The sequence below is a fragment of the Streptomyces sp. V4I23 genome, from assembly GCF_030817975.1.
Classification (GTDB): Bacteria; Actinomycetota; Actinomycetes; order Streptomycetales; family Streptomycetaceae; genus Streptomyces.
In genome coordinates this window covers 5,412,872-5,427,109 of record NZ_JAUSZW010000004.1, presented here as the reverse complement: position 1 = coordinate 5,427,109, position 14,238 = coordinate 5,412,872, and the positions used below count along the sequence as shown (strand labels likewise).

General features: G+C 71.5%; 11 protein-coding genes. 6 read left to right on the top strand and 5 right to left on the bottom strand.

Annotated features, from left to right (window positions below; all coding sequences use genetic code 11):
• Positions 1-47 precede the first annotated feature (47 nt).
• The gene (locus tag QFZ82_RS26895) at positions 48-503 is read left to right on the top strand and encodes a hypothetical protein (protein WP_307715604.1); all 456 of its coding nucleotides are present in this window, start codon (positions 48-50) and stop codon (positions 501-503) included.
• A gap of 12 nt (positions 504-515) precedes the next feature.
• Here QFZ82_RS26895 and QFZ82_RS26890 read toward each other — a convergent pair whose 3' ends face one another.
• Positions 516-1,301, bottom strand: a complete 786-nt coding sequence (locus QFZ82_RS26890; RefSeq protein WP_307715603.1) for a TSUP family transporter — start codon at positions 1,299-1,301, stop codon at positions 516-518.
• Between the two features lie 203 nt (positions 1,302-1,504).
• Here QFZ82_RS26890 and QFZ82_RS26885 point away from each other — a divergent pair, with 203 nt between their 5' ends.
• Genes QFZ82_RS26885 through nirD form a run of 3 tightly spaced genes read left to right on the top strand, consistent with a single transcriptional unit; the run spans position 1,505 to position 5,669 of the window.
• Entirely contained in the window at positions 1,505-2,704 is a 1,200-nt protein-coding gene (locus tag QFZ82_RS26885; protein ID WP_307715601.1) for an NAD(P)/FAD-dependent oxidoreductase, read from the top strand.
• 2 nt (positions 2,705-2,706) lie between these two features.
• Positions 2,707-5,310 (top strand): nitrite reductase large subunit NirB, encoded by a 2,604-nt coding sequence (nirB, locus tag QFZ82_RS26880; RefSeq protein ID WP_373429329.1) that lies wholly within the window; start codon positions 2,707-2,709, stop codon positions 5,308-5,310.
• Positions 5,307-5,669: a nitrite reductase small subunit NirD gene (gene nirD, locus QFZ82_RS26875; protein WP_307715600.1), complete on the top strand. Its 363-nt coding sequence runs from the start codon at positions 5,307-5,309 to the stop codon at positions 5,667-5,669. Before nirB ends, nirD begins: the two co-directional genes overlap by 4 nt.
• Positions 5,670-5,691: 22 nt before the next feature.
• Here the strand turns inward: nirD and QFZ82_RS26870 are convergent, their stop codons facing one another.
• Positions 5,692-6,687, bottom strand: a complete 996-nt coding sequence (locus QFZ82_RS26870; RefSeq protein WP_307715599.1) for a DMT family transporter — start codon at positions 6,685-6,687, stop codon at positions 5,692-5,694.
• A 149-nt stretch (positions 6,688-6,836) separates the two neighbouring features.
• Between QFZ82_RS26870 and QFZ82_RS26865 the strand changes: the two genes are divergently transcribed.
• On the top strand, positions 6,837-7,613 hold the full coding sequence (locus QFZ82_RS26865) for an AraC family transcriptional regulator (RefSeq protein ID WP_307717852.1): 777 nt from the start codon (positions 6,837-6,839) through the stop codon (positions 7,611-7,613).
• A 40-nt stretch (positions 7,614-7,653) separates the two neighbouring features.
• Here QFZ82_RS26865 and QFZ82_RS26860 read toward each other — a convergent pair whose 3' ends face one another.
• On the bottom strand, positions 7,654-8,076 hold the full coding sequence (locus QFZ82_RS26860; RefSeq protein ID WP_307715598.1) for a VOC family protein: 423 nt from the start codon (positions 8,074-8,076) through the stop codon (positions 7,654-7,656).
• A gap of 291 nt (positions 8,077-8,367) precedes the next feature.
• Here QFZ82_RS26860 and QFZ82_RS26855 point away from each other — a divergent pair, with 291 nt between their 5' ends.
• Positions 8,368-9,528 carry an alkaline phosphatase PhoX gene (locus QFZ82_RS26855; protein ID WP_307715597.1) on the top strand — a complete coding sequence of 387 codons (1,161 nt, stop codon included), beginning with the start codon at positions 8,368-8,370 and terminating at the stop codon, positions 9,526-9,528.
• A 31-nt stretch (positions 9,529-9,559) separates the two neighbouring features.
• On the opposite strand, the gene QFZ82_RS26850 is transcribed toward QFZ82_RS26855, so the two are convergent.
• On the bottom strand, positions 9,560-10,567 hold the full coding sequence (locus tag QFZ82_RS26850) for a helix-turn-helix domain-containing protein (protein WP_307715596.1): 1,008 nt from the start codon (positions 10,565-10,567) through the stop codon (positions 9,560-9,562).
• Between the two features lie 682 nt (positions 10,568-11,249).
• Complete coding sequence (gene ppdK / locus QFZ82_RS26845) at positions 11,250-13,958, bottom strand: pyruvate, phosphate dikinase (protein ID WP_307715595.1); 2,709 nt, start codon at positions 13,956-13,958, stop codon at positions 11,250-11,252.
• Between the last annotated feature and the right edge of the window lie 280 nt (positions 13,959-14,238).

Genomic DNA, 14,238 nt, shown 5'->3' with positions numbered 1-14,238 from the left:
CCGATGCGCCCTCCGTCGAACCTTCGTCGAGCCCTCCAGGAGCAGCCATGTCCGCCGCACCCCTGCTGAACAGCCAGATACTCGGCCAGGCCCACTACGCCGCCCGCGCCCTGCTGGAGCGCGAGCTGGCCCGCACCGGCAACACCTTCTTCCACTCCATCGCGCTGAACACCCTGGCCGCCCAGGGCGGCACGGCCGCGCGCCGGGCGATCGTGGAGCGGATGGCCTTCACCGCGAAGATCGGCGAGAGCGAGGCGCTGAAGGCCCTGGCGGAGCTGGCCGGATCCGGCCTGGTCGGGACGTCCGCCTCGGCGGAGGACCGCATACAGCTCACCGAGGACGGCCGGGCCCTGCAGTCCCGGCTCGCCGCGTTCGCGGCCGAGGTCGCGCCCCGCGTCTACGGCACCGTCCCCGAGGAGGACCTGGCCGTCGCCGCCCGCGTCCTGCTGCAGATCACCGAGCGCGCGAACGCCGTCTTCGCGGAGACCGCCGCCCGCTCCTGAGGAGGGCCCGTCCTACGCGCTCCACTGGTCGAAGCCGAGCTTGGCGACCAGGGAGAAGACGACGACGAGCAGGACACCGCGCACGAACTCGCTGCCCTTCCTCAGGGCCATGCGGGCGCCGATCATGCCGCCGGCCAGGTTGAAGACGGCCATCACCGCGGCCAGCTGCCACAGCACGGTGCCCTGGTACGCGAACATCGCCAGCGCGCCCGCGTTGGTGCAGACGTTGACGATCTTGGCGGTCGCGGAGGCGGTCACCAGGTCCAGGTGGAGCACGGCGGTCAGCGCCAGGACCAGGAAGGTGCCGGTGCCCGGCCCGAACAGGCCGTCGTAGAAGCCGATGCCGCCGCCGACGAGGACGATCGCCGCGACGGTGCGGGCCCGGCTCACGCGACGCCGCGCCTCGTCGGTCACCGTCCCGAACGTGGGCCGCAGCATCACGAAGGCCGCCACCCCGAGCAGCACGACCATGATCACGGGGCGCAGGACGTCGCTGCTGATCCCGGCCGCGAAGAAGGCGCCGCCCATGGAGCCCGCGACGGCCGCGAGCCCGATCCGCACGGCGGTTCTCACCTGGACGGGCGCCTTGCGTACATAGGTGACGGCCGCACCCGTGGTGCCGACGATCGCGACGGCCTTGTTGGTGCCGAGGACGTTGGCGGCCGAGACGTTCGGCAGTCCGAGCAGCAGGGCGGGCAGGAGCAGCAGTCCCCCGCCGCCCACCACCGCGTCGATCCAGCCGGCCGCGGCGGCGGCGAGACACAGGGCGACCAGCATGGTCAGTGATATGTCGGGCACGGTGGCGACCCTACGGAGGGGGTGCGTGCACCGTCCAACGAGCTTCTGTTTCTTGAGCGTCCCCTGAGCTTTCGGTGACCGGTGCGCAGCCGCCTGTGAGCGACGGCCCCTCACACCCGCCCGGCGCCCCCGCTGAGGGCAGCGTTCCTCACGGGAAACAGAAGGGAACCTGCCGGGTAACACCGACGACGCACGCTGCTTGCATGACTTCGGACATCGTGGTGATCGGCGGCGGGACGGCAGGCGCGCGGCTCGCGCGGCAGCTGGGCGCGGGCGCCCGCGTCACCGTCATCGGCGAGGAGCAGCACGCCCCGTACAACAGGGTGCTGCTCGCCGAGGTGCTCGCCGGGCGGTACGGGCCCGAGGTGATCGCCCTGCCCGAGGTGCCTGTGCGGCGCGGCGTGCGGGCGACGTCCATCGACCGCGAACGCCGGCTCGTGCACTGCGCGGACGGCACGGAGGTCGGCTACGACCGGCTGGTCCTCGCGACCGGTTCCAACCCGGTGCTGCCGCCACTGCGCGGCATCGGCCCCGGCCTCCCCGAGGGCGTGCACCCCTTCCGGACCATGGACGACTGCGAGGCCCTGTCGCGGGCCGTCCGTCCCGGCACCCGGGCCGTCGTCGTCGGCGGCGGGCTGCTCGGCGTCTCCGCGGCCCGGGCGCTCGCCGAGCGCGGCGCCAAGGTGGTGCTGGCCCAGCAGGGCGAGCACCTCATGGAACGCCAGCTCGACGTCTCCGCGTCGACGCTGCTGCGCAGCCACCTGGAGGCCATGGGCGTCGAGGTGCACACCGAGTGCCGGGTGCGCGGACTGCGCACCGACGCCGACGAGGCGGTCAGCGCCGTGGTGCTCGCCGACGGCTTCGCCCTCGACGCCGAGCTCGTGGTGCTGGCCTGCGGGGTACGCCCCCGGGTCGGGCTCGCGGCGGACGCGGGGCTCACGGTGCGCCGCGGCATCGTCGTCGACGACGAGCTGCGCACCTCCGACCCGTACATCCACGCCATCGGCGACTGCGCCGAGCACAACGGCGTGGTCCACGGACTCGCGGGCCCGGCGCTCGAACAGGCCGACGTCCTCGCGTCGGTGCTCAGGTCCGGCGCCACCGCCCGCTACACCGGCACCCGTGCCCTGACCCGTCTCACGCTCGCCTCGGCGACGAGCCCGCTCGACCTCGCCGCCTTCGGCGACCCGACCCCCCGTCCCGGCGACGACGTCGTCCAGCTCGCCGACGCCACCCGCGGCGCGTACCGCAAGGTCGTCGTCCGCGGGGACCGACTCGTCGGCGGAGTGCTGCTCGGGGATCTCGCCTCGGTCGGCGCACTCGCCCGGGCCTGGGAGGGCGACGAGGCCCTTCCCGACTCCGTGCCCCTGCTCCACCTGCTCACCAATGATGGAGGCCTCTGAACATGGCTGCGATGTCCACCCCCGCGATCACCCCCACCATCGTGGTCGTCGGCCACGGCATGGTCGGCCAGCGATTCCTGGAGGCCCTCGCCGACCGTGGCGTCACCGACCGGGCGCGGGTCGTCGTGCTGTGCGAAGAACCCCGCCCGGCCTACGACCGAGTCCGCCTCACCTCGTACTTCTCCGGGAACACGCCCGAGGACCTGTCCATGGTCGAGGACGGCTTCATGGAGAAGCACGGCATCGAACTGCACCTGGGCGACCCGGCCGAGTCGGTCGACACCGCCGCCCGCACGGTCACCGCGCGCTCCGGCCTGACCCTCTCGTACGACACGCTCGTGCTGGCGACCGGCTCGTACCCGTTCGTCCCGCCGGTGCCCGGCAAGGACGCCGAGGGCTGTTTCGTCTACCGCACCATCGAGGACCTGCTCGCGATCGAGGAGTACGCGAAGACGGCCCGCGTCGGAGCGGTCGTCGGCGGCGGTCTGCTCGGCCTGGAGGCCGCGGGCGCGCTCAAGGGGCTGGGCCTGGAGACCCACATCGTGGAGTTCGCGCCGCGCCTGATGCCGGTGCAGGTCGACGAGGGCGGCGGCGCCGCGCTGCTGCGCACTATCGAGAACATGGGCCTCACCGTCCACACCGGCGTCGGCACCCAGGAGGTCACCGCCGGCGAGAACGGCGCCGTGAACGGCATGGCCCTGTCGGACGGTTCGGTCCTCCCCACCGACCTCGTGGTCTTCTCCGCGGGCGTACGGCCCAGGGACCAGCTCGCCCGCGACGCGGGTCTCGCCGTCGGCGAGCGCGGCGGCATCGTCGTCGACGAGCAGTGCCGCACCTCCGACCCGGCCGTGTTCGCCATCGGCGAGTGCGCGCTCGCCTCGGACGGGCGGGTCTACGGACTGGTCGCGCCCGGCTACGAGATGGCCGAGACCGCGGCGGCCGCGCTGGAGGGCGAGGTGTCCTCGTTCACCGGCGCCGACACCTCCACCAAGCTGAAGCTGCTCGGCGTCGACGTCGCCTCCTTCGGCGACGCGCACGGCGCGGCCGACGGCTGCCTCGACGTCGTCTACTCGGACTCCCGCGCCGGTGTCTACAAGAAGCTCGTCATCGACCCCGAGGGCACGCTGCTCGGCGGCATCCTCGTGGGCGACGCGGAGGCGTACGGCACGCTGCGCGCGTTCACCGGCTCCGTGCCGCCCATCTCCCCCGAGCAGCTGGTGCTGCCCGCGGGTTCCGGTGCGCCGGTCGCACTCGGCCCGGCCGCCCTGCCCGACGACGCGGTCGTCTGCTCCTGCCACAACGTCACCAAGGGCACGATCCGCGGCGCCGTCACGGAGCACTCCTGCACCACCGTCCCCGAGGTCAAGAAGTGCACCAAGGCGGGCACCGGCTGCGGCAGCTGCGTCAAGGTGCTGGGCCAGCTGGTCAACGCCGAGCTGGAGGCCGCGGGCGTCGAGGTCGACAAGGGCCTGTGCGGCTGCTTCGCCCAGACCCGCCAGGAGCTGTACGAGATCGTGCGCGTCCTGCGCATCACCTCGTACCAGGAGCTGCTGGACGGGCACGGCCGGGAGGCGGCGCGCGGCACCAACGGCTGCGAGGTCTGCAAGCCGGCCGTCGGCTCCATCATCGCCTCGCTGGCGCCCACGATCGGCGCCTCCGGCTACGTGCTGGAGGGTGAGCAGGCGGCGCTCCAGGACACCAACGACCACTTCCTCGCCAACCTGCAGAAGAACGGCTCGTACTCGATCGTGCCGCGCATCCCGGGCGGTGAGATCACCCCCGAGAAGCTGATCGTCATCGGCGAGGTGGCCCGCGACTTCGGCCTCTACACGAAGATCACCGGCGGCCAGCGCATCGACCTGTTCGGCGCGCGGGTCGACCAGCTGCCGCAGATCTGGGGGCGGCTGGTGGACGCGGGCTTCGAGTCCGGGCACGCGTACGGCAAGGCGCTGCGGACCGTGAAGTCCTGTGTGGGACAGACCTGGTGCCGCTACGGCGTGCAGGACTCGGTCCGCATGGCGATCGACCTGGAGCTGCGCTACCGCGGCCTGCGATCCCCGCACAAGCTGAAGTCGGCGGTCTCCGGCTGCCAGCGCGAGTGCGCGGAGGCCCAGTCGAAGGACTTCGGCGTGATCGCCACGGCCAACGGCTGGAACCTGTACGTCGGCGGCAACGGCGGCGCGACCCCGCGCCACGCCGACCTGCTGGCGCAGGACCTGTCCGACGCCGAACTGGTCCGGCTCATCGACCGGTTCCTGATGTTCTACATCCGCACCGCCGACCGGCTGGAGCGCACCTCGACCTGGCTGGAGCGGATCGAGGGCGGCCTCGACCATGTGCGCGACGTCGTCGTGCACGACTCGCTGGGCATCTGCGCCGAGCTGGAGTCCCTGATGGCCGACCACGTCGCCGGCTACCGCGACGAGTGGGCCGAGACGCTGAACGACCCGGAGCGGCTGCTGCGGTTCGTGTCGTTCGTCAACGCGCCCGACGTGCCGGACCCGACGGTGAAGTTCGTGCCCGAGCGCGATCAGGTCAAGCCCGACCTGCCGCTGCTGTCCATCCGTCCCCTGGACGAAGCCCTGGAAGGTACTGCCGCCCGATGACCATCGCCCCTGAGAAGACGCAGCTGTCGACGGACACGCAGATCCAGCTCCGGATCGGCGACGAGTGGCTGGCCGTGTGCCCGCTGTCCCGGCTCACGCCGGGCCGCGGGGTCGCCGCCCTGCTGCCGGACGGCCGTCAGGCCGGGCTGTTCCTGGACCGTGACGGCGTGCCGTACGCGATCGACAACCGCGACCCGTTCACCGGCGCGCAGGTGCTGGCGCGCGGCCTGATCGGCACGGCGGCGGGCCGGCCGTTCGTCGCCTCCCCGCTGCTCAAGCAGCGGTTCGACCTGGAGTCCGGGCGCTGCCTGGACGACGAGACGGTCTCGGTGACCGCCTACGAGGTCCGCCTCCACTGACGGCGGGCACACCCGGCTCCGCTCACGCGTCGTCTGTCACTGCCCTGACTCTTCGCGACGCGTGAGCGGCACCACCCCCTCCTGCCGGGCCCCGGCGGCCCGGCAGGCGCCCCTGGGTGACGGCGAGCACCGCGCCGGCGAGCAGCACCACGGCGCCGGCCGCCTGGACGGCGCCGAAGGACTCGCCCAGGAAGACCACGGCCGCCGAGCTGCCGAGGACGGGCACCAGGAACATCATCACGGAGGCCGAGGCGGGGCCGACCGCGCCGACTCCGCGGTAATAGAGGAGATTGGCGAGGGCCGTCGGCCCGACGGCGAGGAACACCACGTTCAGCCATGTCCCGGCGGGCAGTTCGCCCCAGCTCACGTCGCCCAGCTCGGGAGCCGAGAACAGGCCGAGGGCCACGGCTCCGGCGCAGGTCGCGTACGTCGTGGCCCGCAGCGGTTCGATGCCGGCCAGCACGCGCGGTCCCGCGAGCGTGTACGAGGCCCAGCAGACGGCGCTGAGCAGGAACAGCAGATCCCCGGTCAGCCGCGTCGCGCCCCCGCCGCCGGTGCCCGCTCCGACGAAGAAGACCACCGCGCCCACCACGCCCAGGCCGAGCCCCGCGATACGCGCGGGCGACGCCGACTCCCTGCGGGTGAGCAGCAGGAACGCGGTCGTCAGGACCGGGCTCATGACCGGGACGATCACGCCGGCATCCATCGAGGGCGCCAGTGAGAGCCCCCAGAAGAAGCTCAGGTTGTACGCGAAGACGCCGAGCAGCCCGGCGAGCGCCGCCCTCCCCCGGTCGCGCGGGGCGACCCGTGCGCCGCGCCGGCCGAAGAGGCGCACGGCGACCAGCAGGGCGAGCGCGCCGCCGCCGAAGCGCAGGAACGCCGCGACACCGTGGGGCAGTTGCTCCACGACCACCTTGGAGCTGCTGAAGGCGCTGCCCCACAGCACCATCGTCACCGTCAGCAGCAGATACGGGTTGTCCTCGCCCTTGACCGGGTGCGCCGTCTTCGCCGAGTTCATGGGCCCAGCGTCGCCCGTCGCGCCCTCTCCCGTCTTGTACATTCGTGCGGCCCCACAATGAGGGGGTGGACACCGCTCACGGCTCACCGGGCACGCACGGCGACGGATGGGCACGCTACTGGCGCGACCCGCACCGTCCGCTGGAGGCCATGCACGCCCACTTCTTCGACCACGTCTACCACCCGCACAGCCATGACGCGTACTCGTTCGGGATCACCGAGGCGGGCGCCCAGCGCTTCAGCTGCCGGGGCGGCGCGCACACCAGCGGCGCGGGCATGGTGATGGCGTTCAACCCGGACGATCCGCACGACGGGCGGGCGGCGGCCGACCTCGGGTACCAGTACCGGATCGTGCACATCGGCCCCGATGTCGTGCGCGAGGTGCTGGCGGACATGGCCGGCGGGCGGGCGGTCATGCCGCTGTTCCCTGAGCCGGCGCTGAGCGACCCGGTGCTGCGCGAGGCCCTGCTGCGGCTGCACACCGCGCTCGTCGGCGACGCGGACCCCCTGGTGCGCGACGAGCGGCTGACGGCGGCGGTCACCGCCATGGTCGCCCGTGGCACGGCACGCCCGCCGCGGGCACGCGTCCCGGGACGCGACGGCCCGGCCCGGTTCGCGGCGCGCCGGGCACGGGCGCTGCTGGAGGAGGCGTACGCGGAGAAGGTGACGGCCGAGGCGCTCGCCGAGGCGGCGGGCTGCAGCCGGTTCGCCCTGTACCGGGCCTTCCGGGCCGAGTACGGGATGTCACCCGCGGACTGGCAGCGGCTGGTGCGCCTGCGCCGGGCGCGCGGGCTGCTGGCGGCCGGTACGCCGGCGGCGGACGCGGCCGTCGCGGTGGGATTCACCGACCAGAGCCACTTCCACCGGTGGTTCGTGCGCTGTTTCGGCGTGACACCGGGGCTGTACCAGCGGGCGGGACGGTCGTGACGCGTCCGTCACGACCGGCCCGCCGCCTCCCCCGCCCAAGTCACTCGCCCTGTGCCATGGCCTTCTTGGCGGCCTCCTCGTCCATCCAGATGACCTCCCACTGGTGGTGGTCGGGGTCCTGGAAGGAACGGCCGTACATGAAGCCGTAGTCCTGCGGGTCGTTGGCCGGCGAGCCGCCGGCGGCGAGGGCCGCGTCCACGAACTCGTCGACCTTCTCCCGGCTCTCGGCGCTCAGCGCGAGGATCACCTCGGTGGAGCCGGCGGCGTCCGCGATCTCCTTCTTGGTGAAGTCCTTGAACCGGGGCTTGGTCAGCAGCATCGCGTAGATGGTGTCGCTGATGACCAGGCACGCGGCGTTCTCGTCGGTGAACTGCGGGTTGAAGGAGTAGCCGAGCTTGCTCCAGAAGGCCTTGCTGGTCTCCAGGTCGTTCACGGGCAGGTTCACGAAGATCATCTGGGGCATGGCCGTCTCTCTCTCGTGCGCTCTCGTCGGGTGCTCCGCCGTGCGGTGTGTTCGAAGGGGTAGACGGGGACGGTGGTCCGTACTCATCGCTCGGGCGCGGAAAAGTTCCGGCCATCTCCTGGGGCTCCTGTGACGGCCGGGAACGAACGCGCCGGTACTCCCTGGAGTCGACGCCTCCGTGTCACTGTCCGTTGCCGTGGCGTCAATTCACCCCTCCTAGGTTCTCCGACTGCGCGACCCCGTGGCGCCGGCCGGCACCACGGGGCGGTCATCCCCTCCCTGGAGTGACAAGTGGAACGTCGTAGTTTCCTGCGTGGCGCGGTCGTCGGCACGTCGGCCGCCGCATTCGGCTTCACCCTGTGGCAGGGCGCCGCGTCCGCGGCTCCGGCGCAGCCCGGCGCCGGCCCGTACGGGGCGCTCGGTGCGGCCGACGCGAACGGCATCCAGCTCCCGTCCGGGTTCACCAGCCGGGTGATCGCCCGGTCCGGCCAGAGGGTCGGTTCCACGTCGTACGTCTGGCACAACGCCCCGGACGGCGGCGCCTGTTTCGCGGACGGCAGCGGCTGGATCTACGTCTCCAACTCGGAGATCTCCTCCACCGGCGGCGCGAGCGCCGTGAAGTTCTCCTCGACCGGCGTGATCACCGGCGCGTACCGCATCCTGTCCGACACCAACCGCAACTGCGCGGGCGGCGCGACCCCGTGGAACACCTGGCTGTCCTGCGAGGAGGTCAGCACCGGCTATGTCTACGAGACGGACCCGTGGGGCGTGAACGCCGCTGTACGCCGCGACGCGATGGGCCGCTTCAACCACGAAGCCGCCGCGGCCGACCCCGTGCGCAAGGTGATCTACCTGACCGAAGACGCGTCCGACGGCTGCCTCTACCGGTTCGTCCCCACCACCTGGGGCAACCTGTCCTCCGGCACCCTCCAGGTGCTCAAGGCCGGAACGGGCACCTCCGGCTCCTTCACATGGGCCACCGTGCCGGACCCCGACGGCTCCCCGACCCCCACCCGGGACCAGGTGTCCGGCGCCAAGCTGTTCAACGGCGGCGAGGGCTGCCACTACGCCAACGACACCGTGTGGTTCACCACCAAGGGCGACAACCGCCTGTGGCAGCTGAACCTGCTCAACAGCACCTACGAGCTGGCCTACGACGACTCCCTCGTCGTCGGCGGCGGCGCCCCGCTGACCGGTGTCGACAACGTGACCGGGGCAACCTCCGGCGACCTCTTCGTCGCCGAGGACGGCGGCAACATGGAGATCTGCGTGATCACGCCGGACGACGTCGTCGCGCCGTTCCTGCGGATCACCGGGCAGTCCGGGTCGGAGATCTGCGGCCCGGCCTTCTCGCCCGACGGGCGCCGGCTGTACTTCTCCAGCCAGCGCGGCACCACGGGCAGTTCCTCGGGCGGCATCACCTACGAGGTGACCGGACCGTTCCGCGCGTAGGGCTCGGGGGTGTCCGGCGGCTCAGGGCCGGTCAGGACCCGCCGCCCGCCCCCGAGGGCTCCGCACAGGCGCCGCCGCGCAGCAGGGCGGCGCCCAGCGGGGTGAGCGTGTGCAGGACCGCGTTGCCGTGGCGCAGGGTCACGACGAGTCCGGCTTCGCGGAGGACCGCGGCGTGCTGGCTCGCGGAGGCGAGGGAGACCCCTGCCCTGCGGGCCAGTTCGCTGGTGGTGCAGCCGTTGCGGATGGCCTGGAGCACGGCGGAGCGCGTGTGGCCGACGAGGCGGCCCAGGGAGGGGCCGGCCGACTCGCCGAAGGCCGGTTCGGCCCCGTGCGAGACGGGGTAGACGAGCACCGGCGGCAGCGAGGCGTCGCGCAGCACGACCGGTGTGCCGCGGCAGAAGAACGACGGCTGGAGCAGCACTCCCCGCCCGTTCAGGCGCAGTTCGCGGTCGACCGGGTAGTCGGCCTCCAGCACGGGGGCACGCCAGCGCAGTACGGGCGGCAGCGAGGCGAGGAGCTCTCCCGCGCCCCCGTCGAGCAGCGCGCGGCCGCGCACGGCGCGGTCCGCCTCGACGCGGGCCTGGATGTGGGGCCAGTACGGCTCGACGGCGGACCGGTAGTAGGCGCGCAGGGCGGCCACGAGACGGGCGACGGCCTCCGCGCGGCCCTCGGCGAGGGCGAGGAGCCGGGCGGGCAGCACGCGCAGCGGCGAGCGGTGGGCGACCGCGAGGGCCAGCTCGGTGTGCAGCCGAGCGGGCGGAGTGGCGCGGAGCGCCTCCAGCCCGGCTTCGAGGCCGTCACGGCCCTCAGCGGGCGTCAGAAAGTCGGGGAAATAGCCCCGCGGCGGCACGAGCTGGGCGAGCAGGCGTGTTTCACCCTTCAACCGGGCGCGGGCTTCGGAGCGCCATTCACCGAAGGTGAGTGCGCCTCTGCGGTCGCGCAATCGGTGAAAACTGAGAATGGATTCCCACAACGCGTCGGGCCTGGCGGCCATACGCACTTTCGCCAGGTCGTCCGCATTGAAATGAATTCGAAGCACCGAACCCCCACTTGTTGCACCTGCAATCGCCCCCACCACTGAGATATGCATGCAATCACAGGTTGTTACCACGGTGTTTCAGCCACAGTTGAAACGCCTCGCGGGAGCACGGGGGCAACCGAAAGGCTGTACGGCGTCGGGCATGAAACCTACTTCACCGATGTGACGCAGCAAGGACCGTGGGGGGCCTTCGCGTCCGGCGGCGGTGGCGGAGGTTGCGGCTCCGTGTCCGGCACGGGTAATGGAGTGCGGTCGGCGGGTGGGGATCCGCCGGCCGCTCTCCGCCGGTTTCTTCGTGCGGAGAATGACGGGAATTCGATTCCCGTTGGACGTACGAAATTCAACTGAACGAGTGGTCAGCAGGGGCGGATCCCTGCGGCACGGACCGCGCTTCTCGGATGCGAGCGGCCCGAAGGTCAGCCCTCGGCGGAGGCAAGCCGCTCGGCGGTCAGCTCTCGGCGGTCGAAGCGGTCGGACGGACAACGCGGAAGGGGCAGGCGCCTCGCACAGGGCGCCTGCCCCTTCCGCTGGAGTTCCGGGACCGTCACCGGGACGCCGGTGAGGGTCGAGGTTCCGGACTGCGGGTTTTCGTGCCCCGCTCCCGGATGACGGCCCCGGAAGTATGTGTCCGCGCTCGGACGCGTGGGGTGCTCGGACGCCATCGGCCGAGCACCGCCCCGCGTCAGCGCGAGTCGCTGCCCGTCGACTGGGCCGCCGCCCGGCCCGCCTCGAGGCGGGCCACCGGGATGCGGAACGGGGAGCAGGAGACGTAGTCCAGGCCCACCTCGTGGAAGAAGTGCACCGACTCCGGGTCACCGCCGTGCTCGCCGCACACGCCGAGCTTCAGGTCCGGGCGCGTGGCCCGGCCCGCCGCCACCGCGCTGCGCACGAGCGAGCCCACACCGTCCTTGTCGATCGTCTCGAACGGCGACACCCCGAAGATGCCCTTCTCCAGGTACGCCGTGAAGAAGCTCGCCTCCACGTCGTCCCGCGAGAAGCCCCACACCGTCTGGGTGAGGTCGTTCGTGCCGAAGGAGAAGAACTCGGCGGCCTCCGCGATCTGACCGGCGGTCAGCGCGGCGCGCGGCAGCTCGATCATCGTGCCGAGCGCCAGCTTGAGCTCGACGCCCGTCGCCGCCTGCACCTCCGCGATGACCTGCTCGGCCTCGTCGCGGACGATCTCCAGCTCCTGGACCGTGCCCACGAGCGGAATCATGATCTCCGCGCGCGGGTCGCCCTTGGCCTCGATGCGCTCGGCCGCGGCCTCCGCGATCGCCCGCACCTGCATGGTGAACAGGCCGGGGATGACCAGGCCGAGGCGTACACCGCGCAGACCCAGCATCGGGTTCTGCTCGTGCAGCCGGTGCACGGCCTGGAGCAGACGCAGGTCGTTCTCGTGCGGGTCCTTGCGGGCCTCGGCGAGCGCGACGCGCACCGACAGCTCGGTGATGTCGGGCAGGAACTCGTGCAGCGGCGGGTCGAGCAGACGCACCGTCACCGGCAGCCCGTCCATCGCCTCGAACAGCTCGACGAAGTCCTTCTTCTGCAGCGGCAGCAAGGCCCGCAGGGCCTCGGCGCGCTCGTCGTCGGTGTCGGCGAGGATCAGCTTCTCGACCATCTCGCGGCGCTCGCCGAGGAACATGTGCTCCGTGCGGCACAGGCCGATGCCCTGCGCACCGAACCGCCGCGCGCGCAGCGCGTCCTCGGCGTTGTCCGCGTTCGCCCGCACCCGCAGCCGGCGGACCCGGTCCGCGTAGGCCATGATCCGGTGCACGGCGGCGACCAGCTCGTCGGCGTCGTCGGCGCCCGCGTGCATGCGGCCCTCGAAGTACTCGACGACCGGGGACGGCACGACCGGGACCTCACCGAGGTACACCTTGCCGGTGGAGCCGTCGATGGAGACGACGTCGCCCTCCTCGATGACCTGGTCGCCCACGGTCATCCGGCGGCGCTTGGTGTCGACCTCCAGCTCCTCGGCGCCGCAGACACAGGTCTTGCCCATGCCGCGCGCCACGACGGCCGCGTGCGAGGTCTTGCCGCCGCGCGAGGTCAGGATGCCCTCGGCGGCGATCATGCCGTCCAGGTCGTCCGGGTTGGTCTCGCGGCGGATCAGGATGACCTTCTCGCCGGAACGCGACCACTTGACCGCGGTGTAGGAGTCGAAGACGGCCTTGCCGACGGCCGCGCCCGGGGAGGCGGCGATGCCGCGGCCGAGCAGGTCGGTCTTCGCCGTGTCGTCGAAGCGCGGGAACATCAGCTGCGCGAGCTGCGCGCCGTTGACGCGCTGGAGCGCCTCGGCCTCGTCGATCAGGCCCTGGTCCACGAGCTGCGTGGCGATGCGGAACGCGGCTCCGGCGGTGCGCTTGCCGACGCGGGTCTGCAGCATCCACAGCTGGCCGCGCTCGATGGTGAACTCGATGTCGCACAGGTCCTTGTAGTGCGTCTCGAGGGTTTCCATGATCTGCATCAGCTGGTCGTACGACTTCTTGTCGATCGACTCGAGCTCGGCGAGCGGCACGGTGTTGCGGATACCGGCGACGACGTCCTCGCCCTGCGCGTTCTGCAGGTAGTCGCCGTAGACGCCCTGGTGGCCGGAGGCCGGGTCACGGGTGAAGGCGACGCCGGTGCCGGAGTCCGGGCCGAGGTTGCCGAAGACCATGGAGCAGACGTTGACCGCGGTGCCGAGGTCGCCGGGGATGCGCTCCTGGCGGCGGTAGAGCTTGGCGCGGTCGGTGTTCCAGGAGTCGAAGACCGCGTGGATGGCGAGGTCCATCTGCTCGCGCGGGTCCTGCGGGAAGTCGCGGCCGGCCTCAACCTTGACGATCTTCTTGAACTGCTTGACCAGCTTCTTCAGGTCGGCGGCGTCGAGGTCGGTGTCGACAGTGACCTTCTTCGCGGCCTTGGCCTCGTCGAGGGCGTCCTCGAAGAGCTCGCCGTCGACGCCCAGCACGGTCTTGCCGAACATCTGGATGAGGCGGCGGTAGGAGTCCCAGGCGAAGCGCTCGTCGCCGGCCTGCGTGGCGAGGCCCGCCACCGACTCGTCGGAGAGGCCGATGTTGAGGACGGTGTCCATCATGCCGGGCATCGAGAACTTGGCGCCCGAGCGTACGGATACCAGCAGGGGGTTGTCGGCCTGGCCGAGCTTCTTGCCCATGGACTGCTCCAGGGCCTCGAGGTGGGCGGTCACCTCGTCGCGGAGCGCGGGGGGCTCCTCGCCGCTCTCGAGGTAGACCTTGCAGGCCTCGGTGGTGATCGTGAAGCCCGGAGGGACCGGAAGACCGAGGTTGGTCATCTCGGCGAGGTTCGCACCCTTCCCGCCGAGCAGGTCCTTGAGGTCCTTGTTGCCCTCGGTGAAGTCGTAGACGAACTTCTGATCTTTGTTTTCCGACACGGGTCTCGACTCCTCGAGGACTCGGTGGCTGCCCTGACGGCGAGGAACATACCCAGATCGAAGGCACCTCGGTACGTCCACTTGCGCGTCATACGGCCTTAACCACTCGTCCGCCAGCAGATCGAAAGTGCCCGCGGGCTCCTGAGATACAGCCGGATAACTTCAAGTCCTGAAGCCATCAGCACAATGAGTGACAGTCTCTACCATCACCATGGACGGAGAGCGAGTGAAGGATCCAGGAGGCGAAGACCAAAAGGGTGGCACTGAGTGCCACCCTTTG

Excerpts from the sequence above, each read along its gene's own strand:
- nirD (WP_307715600.1), top strand. The coding sequence starts at position 5,307 with ATGACCATCGCCCCTGAGAAGACGCAGCTGTCGACGGACACGCAGATC.
- nirB (WP_373429329.1), top strand. The coding sequence starts at position 2,707 with ATGGCTGCGATGTCCACCCCCGCGATCACCCCCACCATCGTGGTCGTC.
- QFZ82_RS26860 (WP_307715598.1), bottom strand. The coding sequence starts at position 8,076 with ATGCCCCAGATGATCTTCGTGAACCTGCCCGTGAACGACCTGGAGACC.
- QFZ82_RS26895 (WP_307715604.1), top strand. The coding sequence starts at position 48 with ATGTCCGCCGCACCCCTGCTGAACAGCCAGATACTCGGCCAGGCCCAC.
- QFZ82_RS26885 (WP_307715601.1), top strand. The coding sequence starts at position 1,505 with ATGACTTCGGACATCGTGGTGATCGGCGGCGGGACGGCAGGCGCGCGG.
- QFZ82_RS26865 (WP_307717852.1), top strand. The coding sequence starts at position 6,837 with ATGCACGCCCACTTCTTCGACCACGTCTACCACCCGCACAGCCATGAC.
- QFZ82_RS26870 (WP_307715599.1), bottom strand. The coding sequence starts at position 6,687 with ATGAACTCGGCGAAGACGGCGCACCCGGTCAAGGGCGAGGACAACCCG.